Below are 19,330 nucleotides of genomic sequence, written 5' to 3' on the forward strand. Positions count from 1 at the left end.
CAGGGGGTTTTTGTATGCTTTTATGAATGGAACGAAAGCTCCCGGCATACGATGTCATTACAAGCATAAGGCGTATGGGGAGCTGATGGTGTCATGAATATTGCAATTGCAGGCTGTGGATATGTGGGGCTGGTCACAGGTGTGTGTTTAGCGGAGGCAGGGCACAATGTGGCGTGTATTGATATTGACCGGAAAAAGGTCATGCAGCTGAAACAAGGACATCCACCAATGTATGAGCCAGGATTAAAAGAATTGCTGAAACGCAATCTTGAGCAAGGACGAATTCAATTTTACATAAATGGAGCGGCAGCCTACCCGCGGGCTGATGTGTTAATGATTGCGGTCGGCACCCCGCAGCAGGCAGACGGCCAAGCTGATTTACAGTATGTGTTTCGGGCTGCAAAGGAGATGGGCACAAAAGCGAAATCAGGTGCGGTTCTTGTGGTGAAAAGTACGGTGCCTGTCGGAACGGGTGATCAAATCGATCAGATGATACATCAAGAATTAGGACGGAATGAGCCGTTATCTATTGCATCTAACCCAGAATTTTTACGGGAAGGCTCTGCCATTTCAGATACTTTGAGGGCAGATCGGCTTGTCATTGGGGCTGAAACAAAAGCCGTATTAGACCAGCTAGAGGAGATGTATGCTGATTTCCACCTGCCAGTGGTCAAAACAGACCGAAAAAGTGCCGAAATGATCAAGTATGCATCAAATGCTTTTCTTGCGACTAAAATCAGCTTTATGAATGAGATTGCTTCCATTTGTGAAAAAACAGGTGCTGATGTTGAATGGGTTGCGCGGGGAATGGGGCTCGATCAGCGGATCGGTTCTTCGTTTCTCAAGGCGGGGATTGGCTACGGAGGTTCTTGTTTTCCAAAGGATACAAATGCACTTGTCCAAATCGCAGGGCATGTGTCCCACGATTTTGAGCTGCTAAAGGCTGTCATTAAAGTAAACAATGAGCAGCGAGCTGGTTTTATCCGAAGCATTCAGGAGAGACTGGGGGCAAATCTTGAAGGGAAGCGAATTGCGCTTCTTGGCCTGTCCTTTAAACCGAATACAGACGATATGAGGGAGGCGCCGTCGGTTCCGATCGCTCATGAACTCCATCAATTAGGCGCGGAGCTTGTGGCTTATGACCCTGTTGCTACACGTCATGCCGCTCGTGAACTGCCGGATCAAGTCTTGTTTGCTCAAACGATTGAAGAAGCGATAAAGGATGTCCATGCAGTTTGTATATTAACAGAGTGGACGGAGATTCAGACGTTTCCGCTCACGTCCTACAAGGAATGGATGAGACAGCCGCTTATTTTTGATGGGCGAAACTGTCACACGCTTGAAGCGGCAGAACAAGCAGGGATCGAGTATCATTCGATTGGGCGCAGACCGGTTTCTCCAATTTATATGTAAAAGAAAACCGATAACAGGCCATGTTATCGGTTTTTTTAATGCGGCAGAATGAATCCGCCATATAAAAAGGCAGCCACAATGAGAAAGGCGGGGTGCATTTTGAATTTGGTCATAAAGAAAAAGGAGATCGCGGCAATGGCGAATGATTGCGTCCAGCCGATGGCTTTCACTGCATCTCCGCCGATTTCCCATGTTAATAAAAGCATCATCATCGCAATGACGGGCTGTACGGATAAGGTCATGCCTTTTACGACAGGGGATTGGCGAAAGCGGTCAATCAGCTTGAGCAATAAAATCAATCCAATGGCTGATGGCAGTACAGTTGCAAGCAGTGCCACGATAAAGCCCGGCCAGCCCATGACGTCATAGCCTACATATGCCGCGATCTTCGTAGCAATTGGTCCTGGCAGTGCATTGGCTAATGCAAGCATATTGGAGAACCCTTCGTTCGTCATCCAATGAAAATGATTGACGATTTCTTCATAATTGAGCGGGATGGATGCAGGCCCTCCGCCATATCCTAATAGATTGGACAAGAAGAATGCCCAGAATAAAAAGAGAATCAGCATCATGAAGACACTCCTTTCTCTTTATTTGTTCGATTCCAGCGTTGTCAGTTTGAAATGAAAGGCGCCATAGAATAAAAAGATGATGACAATGATTCCTGGATGAATGGACAGCACCTGCAGTCCGATAAAGGCAAGAAGGAATAGAGCGATACCGAAGATCATTCCGAAGCCTTTCATCGTTTTTTGTCCAAACTCGTATGCCATGATCCCGAGCAGGACGGCAATAACTGGTGTCACGGCGCCAATCATATTTTGAATGATTTGTGAGGAGCTTAAGACGCTGACAAGTGTGACGAGTGCCACCATGGCGAGACATGTCGGTAAAATATGAGCAGCTGTTGCGACAATTGCGCCGGATACGCCCTTCAATCGATAGCCGAGATATGCCGACATTTTGGTCGCGATCGGACCTGGTAATGCATTGGCGATGGCGAGTGTTTCTCCAAACTCGTCATCATTGATCCATTGATATTTCACCACCGCTTCATGGCGAATGAGCGGTATGACGGAAGGGCCTCCGCCAAAACCGAGAATACCGGTTCGCACCATAGCGATGATGAGTTCAATATATGATTGCAAGTGCTTCAACTCCTGTCTACAATTTCATGCCCATTCGGCTTTTGTATCGTTTAATGAGCATTTGGCAGTCCACACTCACGACGCCTTCTAGCGGGTATAGCTTTTTTGTCAGGAATGCCTCCATTTCCTGTTCATTTTGAAAAATGCCATGCATATGCAGCTTGCTTGGCCCTGTCATGTGATAAAGGCTTGTGACAGCTGTTTCCTGCTCAAGTTGAAGGGCTACTGCTTCTAAAAATTTCGGTTCCACTTCTACATTAAAGAAGACAGAGACGTGAATGCCGATCTTAGCAGGGTTAATCACAGTGGTGAATCGTTCAATGACGCCTGCTTCAATCAGCTGCTGAATGCGGGCTTGCACAGCTACACGTGAAAGACCGACTTGTTTCCCGAGATCTGTATAGGACATACGCCCGTCCTCGTGTAATAGGGATAAAATTTGTTTATCCCTTTCATCTAATGTTAGGTTCGGAATGCTATAGTCGTTTGACACCGTATAACCACCTTTCTTCTGTTGGTATTTTATCATATTTCGTTACGAATAGAATGAATGAATTTCAATTTACTAACGAAAAGAAATATCATGGAGTGATAAATAATCTTTTTGCATAAAAAGACACCCCGGAATCAACGGGGTGTCTTCATTTTATTGATCTGGGCTGCTTTCCGCACTGGCAATTTGTTGTGCAAGGTCAGCTCGATCAATGTCTGCTTGGAAGAATTCCTGCGTATTTGGCAGATGTAAATTCATATGACGTTTTTGAGAAATGCGGATGGTCACTTGATCAACGGTGTAATCAAATACGTGTCCGCCGACACTTCGATCATCATCAATGAAATGAAGATGATATCCACTCACCGCAATACCATGTGCGTACTGCGGTGTACGGAAACCAGCGATCGTTCCTTGAATATCCTCGAAATCGAAAATAGGCTGTGACTTGACTGCTTCCACCATCGGAACGTAAGGTTTTTCCTGTTTTTCGACCGTACGTGTTTGAACCTTTTTGAATGATCCATCAATGCGGATCGCATAAAAAACATTCTTACTAGGTAAAATGCGGTCGATTTCTTCTTCTAGCTCTTTGGACGTCATGGTTGCATCAATTCGATGAACGATATCTGTTTCAAAGAATGCTAGAGAGCAGAATGGTGAATAGTCTTGATCGGTAACCGGTGTCGCTGTTCCATCCGAGCGCAGTCGATAAAATGCGCCGTCAAAGCCGATCAGCTCTCCATCTAATTGATTGAATGTACCAATGCCGAAATCACCGTGCTTGGGAATATGTGCAAGGGAGAAATCTCCATCATATACGGCTTCCAGCAAAGAGGTCATCGTCGATACTTGATAAACCTCTTGCTGTTTGTCATGTTGTCTTGTGTCGTTCTGTTGATTCATTGGGTGCATCATACCCATATCCGCTCACTCCTTTGATGTAATGTATGGACATCTTATCTGACGTTCAATGTGTGTTTTTCACGAAAGACTTCTGGCCATTTTTGACTGGCGAGGTCTGGGTTGTCTTGATAGTCAATCGGAATATCAATAATAACGGGTCCTTCTATGTTTATACCCTTTTGAAGGACAGTTGAAAGCTCTTCAGGTGAGTTAACCCGTAATCCAGTCGCTCCAAAGCTTTCCGCATATTTCACTAAGTCGATCTGTCCGAATTCAACGCAGGATGTGCGGTCATATTTCATTTCCTGCTGAAACGCCACCATGTCGTATGTGCTGTCATTCCAAACAAGGTGAACGAGATTTGTTTTCATGCGGACGGCTGTTTCAAGCTCCATTGCAGAGAAGAGAAAACCGCCATCACCTGAGACCGAAATGATCTTTTCATCTGGATTCAGTATGGAAGCCGCAATTGCCCATGGTAAGGCGACGCCTAATGTTTGCATTCCGTTGCTCACCAGGAATGTGTTCGGCTCATAGACGCGGAAGTGACGCGACATCCAAATCGCGTGAGATCCGATATCACACGTGACCTTCGTGTCATCAGGAATTAGGCGTCTTAATGTATGAATGACATTCAGCGGGTGAGATAGATGACTGTCTCTTTCTGGTGCTTTTTCAATGTCGCTTAACAGCTCCTGTAATTCAGTGACTAAATCAATTTGTTCTTTGCATAGAGAAAGTGGAACACTGTCATGGGCTAGATGTTTAACGGTTTCAGCTATATTGCCTACAAGCTCAAGCGCTGGCTCATAAAAATGATCAATATCTGCCTGCATGTCATCCACATGGATGATCTGGCGCTGCTGCGGCTGAATATTCCAATGCTTCGGATCATATTCGATTGGATCAAAGCCGATGGTCAAAAGGACATCTGCTTGTTCAATGAGTAGATCCCCCGGCTGATTCCGGAATAAGCCGATTCTGCCTACATATTGAGACTCAAGCTCTCTTGAGAGAACGCCGGCTCCTTGGTACGTTTCGACAAATGGAATCCCAAGTGTTTTCAATAATGTTCTAGTGGCGTTTGCAGCAGCTGGACGACTTGCTTTCATTCCCACAATCGCAACAGGTAAGTGTGCATTTTGAATTTTGGCGATGGCCGAACTGATGAGAGCATCCGGTGCAGGACCTAGTTCTGGAGAAGGGTGAGCAGACACTGGTGTTTGTGTGGTGTGTTCTGTCACGACATCTTGTGGAAAGCTGATAAATGCTGCTCCAGCCTGCCCCTTTTGTGCCGCGCGAAAAGCATTTGTTAAGGCTTCAGGTATATTATGAACGTCTTGTACTTCAACACTGTATTTTGTGACTGGTTTGAATAATGCCGCATTGTCGAGTGATTGATGTGTTCGTTTCAGCCGATCCGCACGAATGACGTTTCCAGCGATTGCGACAACAGGGTCACCTTCTGTATTGGCTGTTAATAGACCTGTTGCTAAATTAGATGCGCCAGGACCTGATGTGACGAGACAAACACCTGGTTTGCCGGTTAAGCGGCCGACAGCGGCTGCCATAAAGGCTGCATTTTGTTCGTGTCTGCATAGGACAAGTTCTGGACCTCTGTCTTTTAATACATCAAATACGGCATCAATTTTTGCACCTGGAATCGCAAAAACATGGGTCACACCTTGAGCAATCAGCGTATCGACAATCAATTCTGCTCCTCGTCTTGTTAGGGGTTGTGCTTGAGAATTCATTTACCCCGCACTCCTTTCGGCAAGTAAAATTTTTTATGAAAATATATTTTCATGATATGATTTACTATACATTTCAAAAAGAAAATTTTCCAATATATGTTTAACGTGGTTTTAATATGTTTCACGAATAAGTGTGCGAGGAGTGAAAGGATGGAACTGAGACATTTGCAGTATTTTGTCACAGTAGCGGAGGAGCTGCATTTTGGCAGAGCAGCCGCACGGTTGAATATGACACAGCCTCCACTTAGTCAGCAAATTAAGCAGTTTGAAGAAGAATTGGGGTTTCCTTTGTTTCACCGGTCGAAGCGAGTGGTGGAGTTAACAGCTGCTGGAAAGGTCTTTTTACATGAGGTGCGTGGTGTGCTGCAGCAGCTTGATAAAGCCGTTGATCATGCACGGCATACAGCAAGAGGAGAGCTGGGGAAAATCATCATAGGGTTTGTTGGAACAGCGACGTATGATATTCTGCCGCCAGTTGTACGCGAATTCAGAGAGCTGTATCCCTCTGTCAGTATTGAGCTGAAGCAGCTTTCTGTTCCGCAGCAGCTAGGGGCGCTTTTAAATGGGGAGATTGATATCGGTTTTTTACATCCTACATCTCCGCATGAAGAACTTGTCAGCCGTTTGATGAAGCAAAGTGAATGTATTTTTGCGATTCCGAAAAATCATCCGCTGGCGAAAAAAGAGGCGGTCACGATCGAAGATATCCGGCATGAACCGATCATTTCTTTATCAAAGGAATCATGGCCGTCCCTTTATCAACACTTTGTCCTGCTATGTGAAAAGTACGGATTTTCTCCGAATATTGTGCAGGAAGCAGCGGAATATCAAATGGTTATTGGCCTTGTCACAGCTGGTATCGGTATTGCGGTCATTCCAAAATCAGCCCGGCGTTTATTTAATCTAGATGTTGTATATCGGTCCATTGAAGGTGAACAGCTTCTGGCGGAATGGACGATTTCCTATAGACGAGAGAATCATAATCCTGCTTTATTTCATCTTGTCCACCATATCCTGCATCGCACCGAGCCGGAATCAGAGGCATAGAAAAAAGGGGTATGGTATGATGTCGATACACCAAAAGGAGGCGTGTCTGAATTGATTACGTTGCAAATGGATCAGCTATCAAGAAAAGAAGCATATAAATTATTATCGGGCTCTATTGTTCCACGACCGATTGCGTTTATTACAAGTCTGTCTAAAGATGATGTCGTCAATGCCGCACCATTTAGTTTCTTTAATGTCATCAGCGGACACCCGCCGCTCCTCGCAGTTTCTATCGGACGACGCGAAGGTCAGATGAAAGATACAGCGCAGCATATGATTGACAGGGGAGAATTTGTGGTCCATGTGAGTGATGAAGCGATAATAGAAGATATAAACGAAACAGCTGCTACGCTGCCACAGGAAGAGAGTGAGCTGGATCGAACCGGTCTTCATCAAGTAAAGAGCCATGTCGTGTCAGTGCCGGGAATTCAGGAAGCACGTATTCGCTTTGAATGTCAGCTTGAAAAGCATCTTACCTTTCAAAATGATGAAGGAGAGATCACGGTCGATCATATCATTGGCCGGGTTGTGTGTGCGCATTTAGATGAGGATGTGTATGATGCAGAAAAAGGATATGTTTCGACTCATGAACTAAAGCCAGTCGCCCGTTTAGCGGGAAATGATTACGCCCATTTAGGGACGTCATTTGTGTTGAAAAGACCGGAATAATAGGAAAAACCCCCGAGAGCTATCGGGGGTTTTGTGTTTATTTTTTCTGTTCTAGTTTCAGTGGAGCTGCGATGTTCTTTTCTACTTTTTTCCCTTTTAGGACGTCGTTTGCAGCGCCGACTGCCAGTTTCCCGATCAGCTCTGGCTGCTGGGCGACTGTGGCAGATAGTTTTCCTGCTTTGATCGAGTTGAGTGCATCTTCGTTTCCGTCAAAGCCAACGACGAGAATGTCTTTTCCAGAGCTTTGAATCGCCTCTAGAGCGCCAAGTGCCATTTCATCATTATGGGCAAAAACGGCTTTGATGTCAGGGTTTCCTTGAAGGAGGTTTTCCATGACATTCAGTCCTTTTGTCCGGTCGAAGTCAGCCGCTTGTTTTGCTGTCACTTTTAGATCTTTATCCGCTATTTGATGGAATCCTTTTCCGCGCTCACGTGTAGCGGAAGCGCCTGGTACACCTTCTAGTTCAGCGACTTTTGCTCCTTTACCGACCTTGTCGATGATAAAGTTAGCTGCCATTTCGCCGCCTTTGACGTTATCTGAGGCGACCAGTGCTTCTACCTTACCGCTTTCTGCTGAACGGTCTAATGTGATGACAGGAATATCTGAAGCATTCGCTGATTCGACAGCGGTTGAGATAGCAGATGAATCCGCTGGGTTGATGAGTAATGCGTCAACCCCTTGCTGAATTAAATCTTCTACGTCACTGGTTTGTTTAGCTGAATCATTTTGTGCATCTGCAATGACCACTTCGATGCCAAGCTTTTTCGCTTCTTTCGTCACACCATTTTTGAGAGAAACGAAAAATGGATTATTTAAGGTCGAGATCGAGAGCCCGATTTTGATGTCTTTTTTCTTTCCATCTTTTGTTGATTTGGCCCACTCTGGCGGTTCTAGCGAGCAGGCAGAAAGCATGAATAATGAGAGAGTCAGAATGAGAATGAGATATTTTTTCATAGCAGCTGCCTCCTTAAGCAGATTTCTTTCTGTCTAGTAGGACTGCAATCAAGATGACAATCCCTTTCACAACAGATTGATAGAATGATGATACACCAAGTAAGTTCATACCATTGTTCAAGACACCGATGATGAGCACCCCGATCAGTGTGCCGACAATTCGCCCTCTTCCGCCAGACAGGCTTGTCCCGCCAAGTACAACAGCAGCAATCGCATCAAGCTCATAGGATGTGCCAGCTGTTGGCTGAGCTGAGTTTAGGCGAGAGGTCAAAATGGCACCCGCTAAAGCAGACATGAAACCTGCCAGTGAATAGATCATAATTTTTACGCGCGGTACTTTGATTCCTGAAATGAGCGCAGCTTTTTCATTTCCGCCGATGGCATACGTTCTTCTGCCGAAAGGTGTTTTATGAAGCAGCACCCAAAGTACGATAAAGGTGAGAAGCATCGTGATTGCTGGAACAGGAATGCCTAAGAAATACCCGCGGCCGAATAACTGAAAGGCATAGTTAGAACCGAGTCCTGTAATCGGGTTTCCGTCTGTATAAACAAGTGTTAATCCTCTAAAAATGGTCATCGTGGCAAGTGTTGCGATAAAAGGAGCCATTTTTCCTTTTGTAATTAAAAGACCGTTGACCATCCCAAGAATAGCGCCGATGATACAGCCAACGATAATAGCTAAAATCGGGTCCATACCAGACACGATAAATCCGGCAGTCAGAGCACTAGAAAGTGCTAAAATGGCACCGACAGACAAATCAATTCCTCCGGTTAAAATAACAAACGTCATTCCAAAGGCAATGAGGGCATTAATGGAGATTTGTCTCAGTAAGTTTAAGATGTTTAATGGCTCTAAAAAGGCTGGGTTTAAAATAGAAACAATGGCGACAAGGATGATGAGTCCTAAGAATGGCCCAAGCTTTTGCATGATGTTGTCAAATCGTCCATTTGAAGTAAGTGGTTTCATGTTACTTCCCTCCTGTAGCTAGTGTCATAATTCGTTCTTGTGTTGCGTCTGATTTATTTAATTCTCCGCTGATGGTTCCTTCATGAATGACAAGCACTCGATCGCTCATCCCTAGAATTTCTGGGAGCTCAGAGGAGACCATTAAAATGGCAACACCTCGATCAGTCAGTTCATTCATTAACTGGTAGATTTCTCGTTTCGCTCCGACATCGACACCTCTTGTCGGTTCATCTAAAATTAAGACCTTCGGCTGGATGCCGATCCATTTGGCGATGACGACTTTTTGCTGATTTCCACCAGAGAGACTTCGAGCAGAAATTTCAGAGGAAGCCGTTTTAATTGTCAGTCTTTTGATGAGCAGGTCGACAAAATCCTGTTCGTTTTTCTTATCAATCAGTCCTTTTGGAGAGAAGCTTTCTAAGTTTGGCAGTCCAATGTTTTCTCGGATGGATGCATCCAGCATGAGTCCTTCATCTTTGCGATCCTCTGTGATAAAGCCGATGCCGAGCTTGACGGCATCACTTGGTTTTTTAATGACAGCCTTTTTCCCATGGACCCAGATTTCACCTTGATCAAGAGGATCAAGACCAAACAGCGACCGCATCATTTCGGTTCTGCCAGCGCCCATTAAGCCTGCAACACCGACGATTTCTCCAGCTTTGACTGAGAAACTGATATCATGGAATTGTCCTTTTCTTGTCGCTTGCTTCACCTCAAGGACAATATCTCCTAGAGAAGGCAATCTCTCAGGGTATCGATCTGTTAATTCGCGGCCGACCATTTTTTTGACGACCTCATGGAAATTCGTTTCAGGTATGGCTTTCGTATCGACTGTTTTCCCATCGCGCATGATTGTAATCCGGTCACAGATCGCAAAGATTTCCTCCATACGGTGAGAAATATAGACAATGGATACGCCTTCTTTTTTGAGAGATTCAATGACCTGAAAGAGCTTTTCAATCTCACGGTCTGTTAGAGCTGCTGTTGGCTCATCCATGATGATCACCTTCGCATCAGTCATTAATACCTTTGCAATCTCAATCATCTGTTTTTGTCCAACAGAGCAGCTGCCTGCCTCTTGATCAAGCGAGAGGTTCACAGACAATCGGTCCAGCTGGCTTTGGGCAAGAACCTTCATTTTCTTTGTGTCTAGCAATCCAAACTTCGTATAGATTTCTTTCCCGATGAATAGGTTTTCCAAGACGGTCATATCCGGCCATATGTTGAGCTCCTGATGAATAAAGGCGATGCCGTGTTGTTCCGCTTCCTTCGGATTTTTGAAAGCGGTTTCTTTTCCGTCGATTTGAATCGTTCCTTGATCTAATGAATAAAGACCTGTGAGCAGGTTCATTAAAGTTGATTTTCCCGCGCCATTTTCGCCCATGAGCGCGTGGACCTCACCTGTGACGAGGTCAAAGGAGACCCCGGAAAGAACGGTGTTTTTTCCAAAGGCCTTATGGATGTTATGCATCTCAATGTTCATATCTGGCTCCTCCTTTTAAAAGATGACACCGGCATGAAGAATGCAGTTTGCGTATGGGGTGGCTTCACCCGTGCGAATGACTGCTTTTGCCTGCTTGGTCATGTTTTTGAACGTCTCGTGGTCTACATCATGTAATGGCTGTGAGAACGCTTTCTTTAGAAATAGATGATCTCGTTCATTGGCTTCTTTGATTTCACTAGCCACAGTAATGTGTTCAACCGCCATTTCCTGAAGAAGGAGGGAGGTGACCTCCTGAAAGGACGGTGTGCCGATTGATAACGCCAGGTCGATTTTGACTGGACCTTCTGGAATAGGAAGACCGCAGTCTGCGATGACGATTGTATCTGTATGACCAAGGTCAGCAAGTACCTTGGCGATATGACTGTTTAAGATGCCGTTTTTTTTCATTTCTTTTTCTCCAGTTCTTCTCTTGTTGGCATGCCGCCTTGTGCACCGAACTTTGTGACAGACATTGATGCTGCAAGGTTGGCATAGGCAAGTGCGTCATAGAGAGATTTGCCCTCTGTTAAGGCTACAGCCAAGGCTCCGTTAAAGGTATCGCCTGCTCCTGTTGTATCAACTGCTTCAACAGGAAAGCCTGGAACTAGCACTTCTTTCAATCCGTCAAAAAATCGAACCCCATTTTTCCCTAATGTGATGAGTAATTTGTTAGGGTATTGACGCAAGGCGTCTTCAATTGGGAGTCCATCAAACATGAGAACAGCTTCGTGCTCATTCGGTGTAATATAGGCAGCCTGGTCTAAAACCTGCTGCGATACTTTGCGGGCAGGTGCAGGGTTTAAAATCACAGAGATTTCTTTGTCGCTGCAAATGGAGCAGACAGCTTCGACTGTTTCTTCAGGTATTTCCTGCTGAACGAGAACTATCCCAATATCATCTATTGTAGAAAGTGCCTCTCTAACATAGTCAGGAGTGACCTCGTCATTTGCTCCTTTGACCACGACAATGCTGTTATCACCTTCTGCTAAAATGATATGAGCGGTGCCGCTTTCCATTTCGGTAACCGGTTTCATATATGGGGTGCGGACCCCTTGATCTTGTAGATTGCTGACAATATCCTGACCATAAGCGTCATCACCGACCCGGCCGACCATGTATACATCTGCACCGAGTCTGGCACTTGCGACTGCTTGATTGGCGCCTTTTCCCCCTGGGACGGTTTTAAATGATTCGCCTAACACCGTTTCACCGGCATTTGGCCGTTTATCCGATGTGACGACTAAATCCATAGAACAGCTTCCTACTACGACAATATGACTCATTGTGAATCCACCTTTCTTGTGGTCTCTCGTTCAATAAAAGAGACGGGCATTTGGATAACTGGTTGATCTATAGGTTGTTTCTGAATCGCTTTGATTAACAGCTGTGCCGCTTCTTTTCCCATCTCATAGGCAGGCTGCCTAATCGTAGATAAGGAAGGGAAGAGCAGCTCGCTTTGCGGAATATCATCAAACCCAATGATTTGAACATCATCTGGAATGGCTTTTCCGATCCGAAGCGCTTCGTGTATGACCGCTGTTGCGACGATGTCATTGCTGGCAATGATGCCATCTGTTTCAGGGTACAGCTGGAAAAGAGCCTTGGCACTCTTACGGGCTTCTTGAAAGGAAAATGAAGCATTAGACATCACATGGAAGTCGACGCCTTTTTCGGTTAGTACATCGAGTGCACCTTTGAATCGCTGCCTCGCTGTTTGAAGGTGGGCAGGTCCTTTCAGCAGTGTGATCTGCCGGCTGCCGCGCCTGATTAATTCCATCGCGGCCATTTTCCCGCCAGCTGCAGCATCTGCAAACACAGAAGGTGCATGTGGAACGGTTCGATCTAAGAACACAACCGGTAATTCATTATCATTGTATATATCTGATTCAGGTTCGTTTGTGACAGCGATGACACCGACCACTTGATTTTGTTTAAAGGTTTGTAAATAGGCCATTTCCTTCTCTCGATCTTCATCACTGTTTCCGAATAATAACCGAAAACCATGCGCATGAATTTCGTCCTCAACGCCTCTAGCGAGCTGAGGGAAGAAGGGATTCGTAATATCAGGTAAAATCAAACCGATTAAGCGTGATTCTCTTTTGAAAAGGGATCTAGCCACTTCATTGGGAAAGTAGTTCAGCTCCTGCATCGCTTGTGTCACGCGGGTTTTCGTATCTGTATGGACATATCCAGTATCGTTAAGCACGCGTGAAACAGTGGCAACAGACACTTGTGCAGCTTTTGCAACATCTTTAATTGTAGCCAATGGAGTGCCTCCCTTCGTGAATGTGTAACCGTTTACACAGATAGATTATCATGAAAGCATTAAAATGACAATCTTAAAAAAATAAAAAAATAAAAGAAAGATGCTATCTTCCTTTTATTAACTAGTAATCCCTGTTTCTGTAATATTCACTTTGATTTTTGGGATGATTTTTACATTTGGATAATCAGTTTTCCAATTCATTTTTACATATTCATCATAATTTTTAACGCGATACTTTCTTCCAAGACTTAACACGTCGGAGTTTGATTTCTGCAAAACAGAGATTACTTTTTCTGCTTCCTTTGTGAAAATAGCTGATAATCGTTTGTTTAGTTCATCGATCTTTTTCGTACTATCTAAATTGTCTTTCGGATATTCAACGACAGCTGTTTTGAATTCGAAATCTAGCCCAATTGTCACGTTGCGATGATCAGAATTGAGAATACGAATATCTCGTTTTAAGTCGGTGACTTGGATGGTAATATAGTTATTTCCCTTCAACTCCATATCATTTCTGATCTTTTTAGTGAAATTTGCATATTTCCCGATTTTATTATTCATGAGATTGAGAAGCATGGCATCTTGACCATAAAGCTCACCAGTTTTTTTCTCATTATCGAATAAAGCCACACCTGCTACTTTGATTAGTTGTTTAGACTGATCAAATACAATTAAAGGCAGGGTAAAGTCTTCTCCTGTTTGGAGCATCTTTGAGCGTATGCTTTGAATATTTCCAGCGGTCACTTGTGAACCTCTTGAGGCAGTTGTAATGAGATTGTTTAAATAGTCACTGACAATGAGCTGTTCTTTTAGTAATTTGTTGATGACATCAATACTTGAACCGCCTTTCACAACGGCTAAATTGGCAAGCAAAGGACTTTTCGGATCGCGATAGAACATGTCTAAGTAGGGAAGAAGTTGATTTTGAGAGAATTCATCACCGATCAGTAAAATCCTCATTTTTGACATATCAATCTTTTGGTCAACCATTCGGCCGAAGTCTGTTCCCGCTTTACGTAAAGTTGGAGCATTGGTTGTCAATACAGTGGTTGAATAAGTACCTGAACTTCCTTGCTGCACACTTTGAGACTGTTGTACTTTTCGGTAGGTAATCGATACTTTTGCGTTATCATCTTCCCCTTGATCAATGGCGGAAGTAAGGACAAGGGAGATGTTTTTTAATAGGTTTTGATCCCAGCAGCCAGGCATCATGGTGAGAGACACGCACATGAGGAGAGTCAGGACATATTTATGACGCATGTGATTTCACCTTCTTTTTACGTTGTTTGATAAAGATAACGATCGCCATGAATGCTGGAAGTGTGTAAATGAACGAATACTGAGCAATCGTTGTAAAATCATTGAAACGCTGAATGCGAAAGTTATCGACTGCCAAAAAACAGCTAGACGCATATATCAGAATGGCGAAACAATAAACATATTTTTTGTGATCCTTTTTCTTCAGTAAACTGGAAATGCCATTTGCACAAAAGTACAGATAGTTACTCAATGTGGCAAGAATAATAAACACCCAGAAGCTAAGAAAAATTAAATCTGTCCGCTCAATGATACCGAAGGAAATGGTTTTTAATAAGTAAAGAACAGGGTTGGGAATCACATCAAGCTCAATTGGACTAAAAAACATAAAACAAATCAATGTAATAAATAGGTAGTAAAGCGTCGTGCATATATTTGAAATGGTCATGATTTTATACCGTTCCTTAATAGTGCCTTTCATAAAGGGAGAAAGAATAAGGATCATCTCAAATCCATTCATCGATAGGACGACGTCCTTCAGCCCAAGCTGAAACTGAGAAATGTCTGTTTGAAAAAAAGGCATCAGATAATCGATATTGGTCCCTTTTAATGAATAGAACATCAGCAAGGAAAGCAAAAGGAGAAGGGGAGTTAAGATAAAGTTAAACCTGACAATGGCTGTAATTTGCTCCTTCGCAATATAAACAATGGAAGTAATGAGTAATAGATTGATGACCCAGTTTGGCGTCAGCGGCAGAACCCACATACCAATAATTCTGGTGAAAATGGATAAAACGACAATACAGACGGAGGCAAAATACAGTATATACAGTGCAATCAGTAATTTCCCAATCCATTGACCAAATACATCAATTAATGCTTGGAAGAATGATGTTTCTGGATATTTATGAATGATGTAAATGAAAATTGTATTGATGATTTGGATAAAAAAACAGGCGACAATGATCGCCATCCAGCCATCGTGTCCCATGTCTTTCATCAAAAAGTGGGGGAGCGATAAAATACCGACACCAATTTGAGATTGAATGAGAAAAAAGACAGCTTGAGGTGGAGATATTTTATTTTTCATTTTTCTTTTTCCATCCTCTCAAATGTTCAATTTGCTTTTTCTTTTGCGCATTTAAATAAACAGGGCGATTTTTGTACATCCACATTGGGAGGCGAATTACAGTATCTTTTAAATCCTGCCAGTTAAATGGAGCAACAGGTGATAAGTATGGCACCCCTAGTGATTCAAGGCGGCATAAATTCATGAGAATGATGGATAATCCAAATGAAATGCCAATAAAACCAAACATTGATGCCATGAACATGAGCGGGAAACGTAGCATCCTAATGGTGGCCGTCATTTCAAATGACGGAAGTACAAATGAAGCGACAGCGGTCACAGCGACTACAATGACAAGAACATTTGAGATGAGTCCTGCTTGTACAACAGCATCCCCAATGACCAAACCACCTACGATACCAATGGTTTGACCAATTGGTCTAGGCAGACGCACCCCTGCCTCACGAATGAGTTCAATGGTGATTTCCATTAGCATCGCTTCTATCAAAGGAGGAAATGGGATACCGATAATTGAATTTTTCATCGTTATGGCTAATTCATCTGGGACGACCTCATAATGAAAGCCAATGACAGCGATATAAAAAGATGGCAAAATGACTGCGATGATACAGGCAAGATAGCGGAGAACACGGATAAACGTAGCCGGAATCCAGCGGCTATTATAATCATCAGGTGATTGAAAGAAGCTAAAGAAGGTGACAGGAAGAATGATGGCCATCGGACTGCCATCCATCATCACCACAATTCGCCCTTCAAGGATTGCAGATCTCACCTTATCAGGGCGCTCTGTATCAATAAGCTGCGGGAAAATAGAAAATGAATCATCCTCAATCGCCTCAACAATAGAGCCAGGACTTAGCAGCGTGTCTACTTTAATAGAAGAAATCCGTTTGTTTACCTCTTCTACCTTTTCTTGATTAGCGATATCAGATATATAAACAGTCGCAAGCTTTGTTTCAGATTTTGTACCAATCTTATGATACTGAATGGCGAGCTTTCGATCATTTAAATGCGAACGCAGTAAGTAGATGTTGGTATCAAGACTTTCAACAAATCCGTCATGTGCTCCAGCAATAATACTTTCAGATGAAGGTTCAGAAATAGAGCGCAGCGGCGGCTGACCGACAGAAAACAATTTGATCTGTGAGGAATTTTCATCAAGAAACGCAATGCTTCCAGCAATAATACTGTCAGTGATCAGCGTCAAGTCACCTGTTTCGAGTGTGCTGAGAGATTTCGTATATTCCTGCTTTCCAGGAGGACCTAACAAGTTGCCGATAATGAAATCATTTAGTTTGCCTTCATCTACTCTTGTTTTAATAAAAAACAGGACAGATTTCGTTTCATTCACCATTAACTCTCGGTATTCAAAATCCCCGCTTTGCTGAAATGTCTTTTTCAGAATCCGGATTTTTTCCTCGAAGCTGCCTGATAAAAAATGCAAGCGTGTTTGCTCATTGGCGTTTGGCATCTCTAGCCTCCTCTCACAGATTTTTTAACCTTAGTGTAAGCGGAGAAGCTGATTTTATTCGTCATCTTTGGGGAAAGCATGACATGAATTGACAACTTTCAACTAAAATCATATTAAAAATGTTAAGAAATGATGAATCTTGATAAAAACAAATGAATAATGTTTCATTGTTTAGGTCATAAGGAGCGAATATCGTAAAAAGCAGGTATTCCGAAATGATCAATAGTTTACATCTTATCCCAATTTTTTGTGACCCGAAAATAAGCATATGACTTGATTTTTTTAGAGGTGACCTTTGTCATAGGTCAACGCGTAGCATTCTGACCGATGAGGATGACTTTCTAACCTGTTCCTTCAAAAATCGAAAACATTCCAAAACACGCACTATTCATTTAAAGCGCTGATATGACTGATGTTATAGAGTTTAAAGGGCTTTAAAACATTGATTCAAAATACATCTTAATAATTGTCAAAAAATTTAGGGAGAAAAGGACAAAAGATTTTCCGATGCTTGATGGTAACGCTTTCTCTTGATTGAAGCTGAAATTCATACCAATTTTTGTCCGCCTTTTGGCCTTTTCATTTAAAGAAGAGCTAGGCAAATCCGCCTTCTGATTAGAGGAATTTGGCATACGAGGAAGTGAAAGATTATGTTACATAATACCGATTGTGATTTTATGCTGAACCTATATACTGTTGATTGAATTTACATATCACACTCATAAAAAAAGGAGATGTAGATAAGCGATGTGGTTAATCGTTATAGCCTGTGTCATCATGTTAGGGATTGGCTTTATTGAAAAGAAGCGTCACCAGAAAAATATCGATGCCTTGCCGGTGCGCGTCAATATTAATGGTATTCGCGGAAAGTCTACCGTTACAAGATTGACAACCGGTATCTTAATGGAGGCAGGTTATAAAACTGTCGGCAAAACAACGGGAACAGATGCAAGAATGATTTATTGGGATACGCCAGAGGAGAAACCGATTAAAAGGAAACCGCAAGGACCGAATATCGGTGAGCAGAAGGAAGTTATGAGAGAAACCGTTGAAAGAGGAGCAAATGCCATCGTCAGTGAATGTATGGCAGTAAATCCAGATTACCAAATTATCTTTCAGGAAGAGCTGCTTCAAGCGAATATTGGCGTGATCGTAAACGTTCTTGAAGATCATATGGACGTAATGGGGCCGACACTTGATGAAATAGCAGAAGCCTTTACAGCGACAATTCCTTACAATGGACACTTGGTTATTACGGATAGTGAATATACGGAATTCTTTAAAGAGATTGCGAAAAAACGCAACACAGAAGTCATTGTTGCAGATAATTCCAAGATTTCTGATGAGTATTTACGGAAATTTGAGTACATGGTCTTCCCAGATAATGCCTCACTTGCACTTGGTGTTGCACAGGCATTAGGAATTGATGAAGATACGGCATTCAGAGGAATGTTAAATGCGCCACCTGATCCAGGAGCGATGAGAATTCTTCCATTAATGGACGCGAAAACACCTGGACACTTTGTAAATGGTTTTGCGGCAAATGACGCATCATCTACATTGAACATTTGGAAGCGTGTGAAAGAGATTGGATATCCAACAGATGAACCGATTATTATCATGAACTGCCGTGCGGATCGTGTAGATAGAACGATCCAGTTTGCGGAGGATGTACTTCCTTATATTGAAGCAAGTGATCTTGTCTTGATTGGTGAAACAACAGATCCAATTGTGAAGGCATATGAGGATGGGAAAATTCCGGCTGACCACTTACACAACCTTGAATATCAATCTACAGAAGAAATTATGAATATGCTTGAGAAAAAGCTTCATAATCGAGTGGTTTATGGAGTCGGCAATATTCATGGTGCCGCTGAACCGTTAATCGAAAAAATTCAAGAATACAAAATTAAGCAGCTTGTCAGCTAGGAGGAAATATAGAAAATGTTCGGATCAGATCTTTATATCTCGTTAATTTTAGGTGTTCTACTTAGTTTAATCTTTGCAGAAAAAACAGGAATCGTACCAGCTGGACTTGTTGTCCCAGGTTATCTGGCGCTTGTATTTAACCAGCCAGTCTTTATTTTAGTCGTCTTATCTGTCAGCTTGCTTACGTATGTCATCGTTCGCTTTGGTCTATCGAAATTTATGATTTTATACGGACGCAGAAAGTTTGCTGCGATGCTAATTACAGGGATCGCCTTAAAGCTTGTATTTGATTTCTTCTATCCAGTGGTTCCATTTGAAATAGCAGAATTCCGCGGAATCGGTATTATCGTTCCTGGATTGATTGCAAATACGATTCAAAAGCAAGGTCTTACGATTACCCTTGGAAGCACGTTACTTCTAAGTGGTGCAACATTTGCCATCATGTATGTTTACTATCTATTTTAAGATAAGGTGTGTCCAAT

Annotated in this window: 19 protein-coding genes; 5 read left to right on the top strand and 14 right to left on the bottom strand. The window is 43.0% G+C overall.

The window, feature by feature from the left end:
* Nucleotides 1-93: 93 nt before the first annotated feature.
* Nucleotides 94-1,413 (top strand): UDP-glucose dehydrogenase family protein, encoded by a 1,320-nt coding sequence (locus C6Y03_RS05815; RefSeq protein WP_066031633.1) that lies wholly within the window; start codon nucleotides 94-96, stop codon nucleotides 1,411-1,413.
* A gap of 35 nt (nucleotides 1,414-1,448) precedes the next feature.
* On the opposite strand, the gene chrA is transcribed toward C6Y03_RS05815, so the two are convergent.
* The 5 genes from chrA to alsS all read right to left on the bottom strand — a co-directional run bounded on the left by chrA (nucleotide 1,449) and on the right by alsS (nucleotide 5,714).
* Complete coding sequence (gene chrA, locus C6Y03_RS05820; RefSeq protein ID WP_060597737.1) at nucleotides 1,449-1,982, bottom strand: chromate efflux transporter ChrA; 534 nt, start codon at nucleotides 1,980-1,982, stop codon at nucleotides 1,449-1,451.
* A 21-nt stretch (nucleotides 1,983-2,003) separates the two neighbouring features.
* The gene (gene chrB / locus C6Y03_RS05825; protein ID WP_106039026.1) at nucleotides 2,004-2,531 is read right to left on the bottom strand and encodes a chromate efflux transporter ChrB; all 528 of its coding nucleotides are present in this window, start codon (nucleotides 2,529-2,531) and stop codon (nucleotides 2,004-2,006) included.
* Between the two features lie 46 nt (nucleotides 2,532-2,577).
* A complete protein-coding gene (gene chrS, locus C6Y03_RS05830; RefSeq protein ID WP_106036452.1) occupies nucleotides 2,578-3,054 on the bottom strand; it encodes a chromate efflux transcriptional regulator ChrS in 477 nt (158 codons plus the stop codon).
* Between the two features lie 153 nt (nucleotides 3,055-3,207).
* Nucleotides 3,208-3,978, bottom strand: a complete 771-nt coding sequence (budA, locus tag C6Y03_RS05835) for an acetolactate decarboxylase (RefSeq protein ID WP_060597462.1) — start codon at nucleotides 3,976-3,978, stop codon at nucleotides 3,208-3,210.
* A gap of 35 nt (nucleotides 3,979-4,013) precedes the next feature.
* Nucleotides 4,014-5,714, bottom strand: a complete 1,701-nt coding sequence (alsS, locus tag C6Y03_RS05840; protein ID WP_060597461.1) for an acetolactate synthase AlsS — start codon at nucleotides 5,712-5,714, stop codon at nucleotides 4,014-4,016.
* A 150-nt stretch (nucleotides 5,715-5,864) separates the two neighbouring features.
* Here alsS and alsR point away from each other — a divergent pair, with 150 nt between their 5' ends.
* A complete protein-coding gene (alsR, locus tag C6Y03_RS05845) occupies nucleotides 5,865-6,761 on the top strand; it encodes an acetoin biosynthesis transcriptional regulator AlsR (protein WP_060597460.1) in 897 nt (298 codons plus the stop codon).
* 66 nt (nucleotides 6,762-6,827) lie between these two features.
* Nucleotides 6,828-7,430, top strand: a complete 603-nt coding sequence (locus C6Y03_RS05850) for a flavin reductase family protein (protein WP_375567733.1) — start codon at nucleotides 6,828-6,830, stop codon at nucleotides 7,428-7,430.
* 37 nt (nucleotides 7,431-7,467) lie between these two features.
* On the opposite strand, the gene rbsB is transcribed toward C6Y03_RS05850, so the two are convergent.
* The 9 genes from rbsB to C6Y03_RS05895 form a co-directional block, all read right to left on the bottom strand.
* Nucleotides 7,468-8,385, bottom strand: a complete 918-nt coding sequence (rbsB, locus tag C6Y03_RS05855) for a ribose ABC transporter substrate-binding protein RbsB (protein ID WP_095285700.1) — start codon at nucleotides 8,383-8,385, stop codon at nucleotides 7,468-7,470.
* Nucleotides 8,386-8,398: 13 nt separating this feature from the next.
* Nucleotides 8,399-9,352 carry a ribose ABC transporter permease RbsC gene (rbsC, locus tag C6Y03_RS05860; RefSeq protein WP_003215300.1) on the bottom strand — a complete coding sequence of 318 codons (954 nt, stop codon included), beginning with the start codon at nucleotides 9,350-9,352 and terminating at the stop codon, nucleotides 8,399-8,401.
* Nucleotide 9,353: 1 nt separating this feature from the next.
* Entirely contained in the window at nucleotides 9,354-10,835 is a 1,482-nt protein-coding gene (locus C6Y03_RS05865; protein ID WP_106038989.1) for a sugar ABC transporter ATP-binding protein, read from the bottom strand.
* A gap of 15 nt (nucleotides 10,836-10,850) precedes the next feature.
* Nucleotides 10,851-11,243, bottom strand: a complete 393-nt coding sequence (rbsD, locus tag C6Y03_RS05870) for a D-ribose pyranase (RefSeq protein WP_060597455.1) — start codon at nucleotides 11,241-11,243, stop codon at nucleotides 10,851-10,853.
* The gene (gene rbsK / locus C6Y03_RS05875) at nucleotides 11,240-12,118 is read right to left on the bottom strand and encodes a ribokinase (protein WP_106038990.1); all 879 of its coding nucleotides are present in this window, start codon (nucleotides 12,116-12,118) and stop codon (nucleotides 11,240-11,242) included. Before rbsK ends, rbsD begins: the two co-directional genes overlap by 4 nt.
* Nucleotides 12,115-13,101, bottom strand: coding sequence for a LacI family DNA-binding transcriptional regulator (locus C6Y03_RS05880; RefSeq protein ID WP_106038991.1), 987 nt, complete (start codon nucleotides 13,099-13,101; stop codon nucleotides 12,115-12,117). The genes rbsK and C6Y03_RS05880 overlap by 4 nt, the downstream gene beginning before the upstream one ends.
* A gap of 117 nt (nucleotides 13,102-13,218) precedes the next feature.
* On the bottom strand, nucleotides 13,219-14,361 hold the full coding sequence (locus C6Y03_RS05885) for a Ger(x)C family spore germination protein (RefSeq protein ID WP_106038992.1): 1,143 nt from the start codon (nucleotides 14,359-14,361) through the stop codon (nucleotides 13,219-13,221).
* A complete protein-coding gene (locus C6Y03_RS05890) occupies nucleotides 14,351-15,448 on the bottom strand; it encodes a GerAB/ArcD/ProY family transporter (RefSeq protein WP_060597449.1) in 1,098 nt (365 codons plus the stop codon). Before C6Y03_RS05890 ends, C6Y03_RS05885 begins: the two co-directional genes overlap by 11 nt.
* On the bottom strand, nucleotides 15,438-16,919 hold the full coding sequence (locus C6Y03_RS05895; protein WP_106038993.1) for a spore germination protein: 1,482 nt from the start codon (nucleotides 16,917-16,919) through the stop codon (nucleotides 15,438-15,440). The genes C6Y03_RS05890 and C6Y03_RS05895 overlap by 11 nt, the downstream gene beginning before the upstream one ends.
* Before the next feature lie 747 nt (nucleotides 16,920-17,666).
* Between C6Y03_RS05895 and pgsB the strand changes: the two genes are divergently transcribed.
* Both pgsB and pgsC read left to right on the top strand, forming a co-directional pair.
* The gene (pgsB, locus tag C6Y03_RS05900) at nucleotides 17,667-18,848 is read left to right on the top strand and encodes a poly-gamma-glutamate synthase PgsB (protein ID WP_034660210.1); all 1,182 of its coding nucleotides are present in this window, start codon (nucleotides 17,667-17,669) and stop codon (nucleotides 18,846-18,848) included.
* Nucleotides 18,849-18,863: 15 nt separating this feature from the next.
* Nucleotides 18,864-19,313, top strand: a complete 450-nt coding sequence (pgsC, locus tag C6Y03_RS05905) for a poly-gamma-glutamate biosynthesis protein PgsC (RefSeq protein ID WP_012011488.1) — start codon at nucleotides 18,864-18,866, stop codon at nucleotides 19,311-19,313.
* Nucleotides 19,314-19,330: the final 17 nt, after the last annotated feature.

Origin of the sequence: Bacillus sp. LNXM65 (genome assembly GCF_002998575.1) — a bacterium.
In the GTDB taxonomy this organism is placed as follows: Bacteria; Bacillota; Bacilli; order Bacillales; family Bacillaceae; genus Bacillus.

Bases quoted from the DNA above. Each gene is read 5' to 3' on its own strand.
- alsS (WP_060597461.1), bottom strand. From the start codon at position 5,714: ATGAATTCTCAAGCACAACCCCTAACAAGACGAGGAGCAGAATTGATT.
- pgsB (WP_034660210.1), top strand. From the start codon at position 17,667: ATGTGGTTAATCGTTATAGCCTGTGTCATCATGTTAGGGATTGGCTTT.
- rbsD (WP_060597455.1), bottom strand. From the start codon at position 11,243: ATGAAAAAAAACGGCATCTTAAACAGTCATATCGCCAAGGTACTTGCT.
- C6Y03_RS05815 (WP_066031633.1), top strand. From the start codon at position 94: ATGAATATTGCAATTGCAGGCTGTGGATATGTGGGGCTGGTCACAGGT.
- C6Y03_RS05890 (WP_060597449.1), bottom strand. From the start codon at position 15,448: ATGAAAAATAAAATATCTCCACCTCAAGCTGTCTTTTTTCTCATTCAA.
- alsR (WP_060597460.1), top strand. From the start codon at position 5,865: ATGGAACTGAGACATTTGCAGTATTTTGTCACAGTAGCGGAGGAGCTG.
- chrA (WP_060597737.1), bottom strand. From the start codon at position 1,982: ATGCTGATTCTCTTTTTATTCTGGGCATTCTTCTTGTCCAATCTATTA.
- C6Y03_RS05895 (WP_106038993.1), bottom strand. From the start codon at position 16,919: ATGCCAAACGCCAATGAGCAAACACGCTTGCATTTTTTATCAGGCAGC.
- C6Y03_RS05885 (WP_106038992.1), bottom strand. From the start codon at position 14,361: ATGCGTCATAAATATGTCCTGACTCTCCTCATGTGCGTGTCTCTCACC.
- chrB (WP_106039026.1), bottom strand. From the start codon at position 2,531: ATGGTGCGAACCGGTATTCTCGGTTTTGGCGGAGGCCCTTCCGTCATA.
- rbsK (WP_106038990.1), bottom strand. From the start codon at position 12,118: ATGAGTCATATTGTCGTAGTAGGAAGCTGTTCTATGGATTTAGTCGTC.
- C6Y03_RS05865 (WP_106038989.1), bottom strand. From the start codon at position 10,835: ATGAACATTGAGATGCATAACATCCATAAGGCCTTTGGAAAAAACACC.
- pgsC (WP_012011488.1), top strand. From the start codon at position 18,864: ATGTTCGGATCAGATCTTTATATCTCGTTAATTTTAGGTGTTCTACTT.
- rbsB (WP_095285700.1), bottom strand. From the start codon at position 8,385: ATGAAAAAATATCTCATTCTCATTCTGACTCTCTCATTATTCATGCTT.
- budA (WP_060597462.1), bottom strand. From the start codon at position 3,978: ATGGGTATGATGCACCCAATGAATCAACAGAACGACACAAGACAACAT.
- C6Y03_RS05850 (WP_375567733.1), top strand. From the start codon at position 6,828: ATGGATCAGCTATCAAGAAAAGAAGCATATAAATTATTATCGGGCTCT.
- rbsC (WP_003215300.1), bottom strand. From the start codon at position 9,352: ATGAAACCACTTACTTCAAATGGACGATTTGACAACATCATGCAAAAG.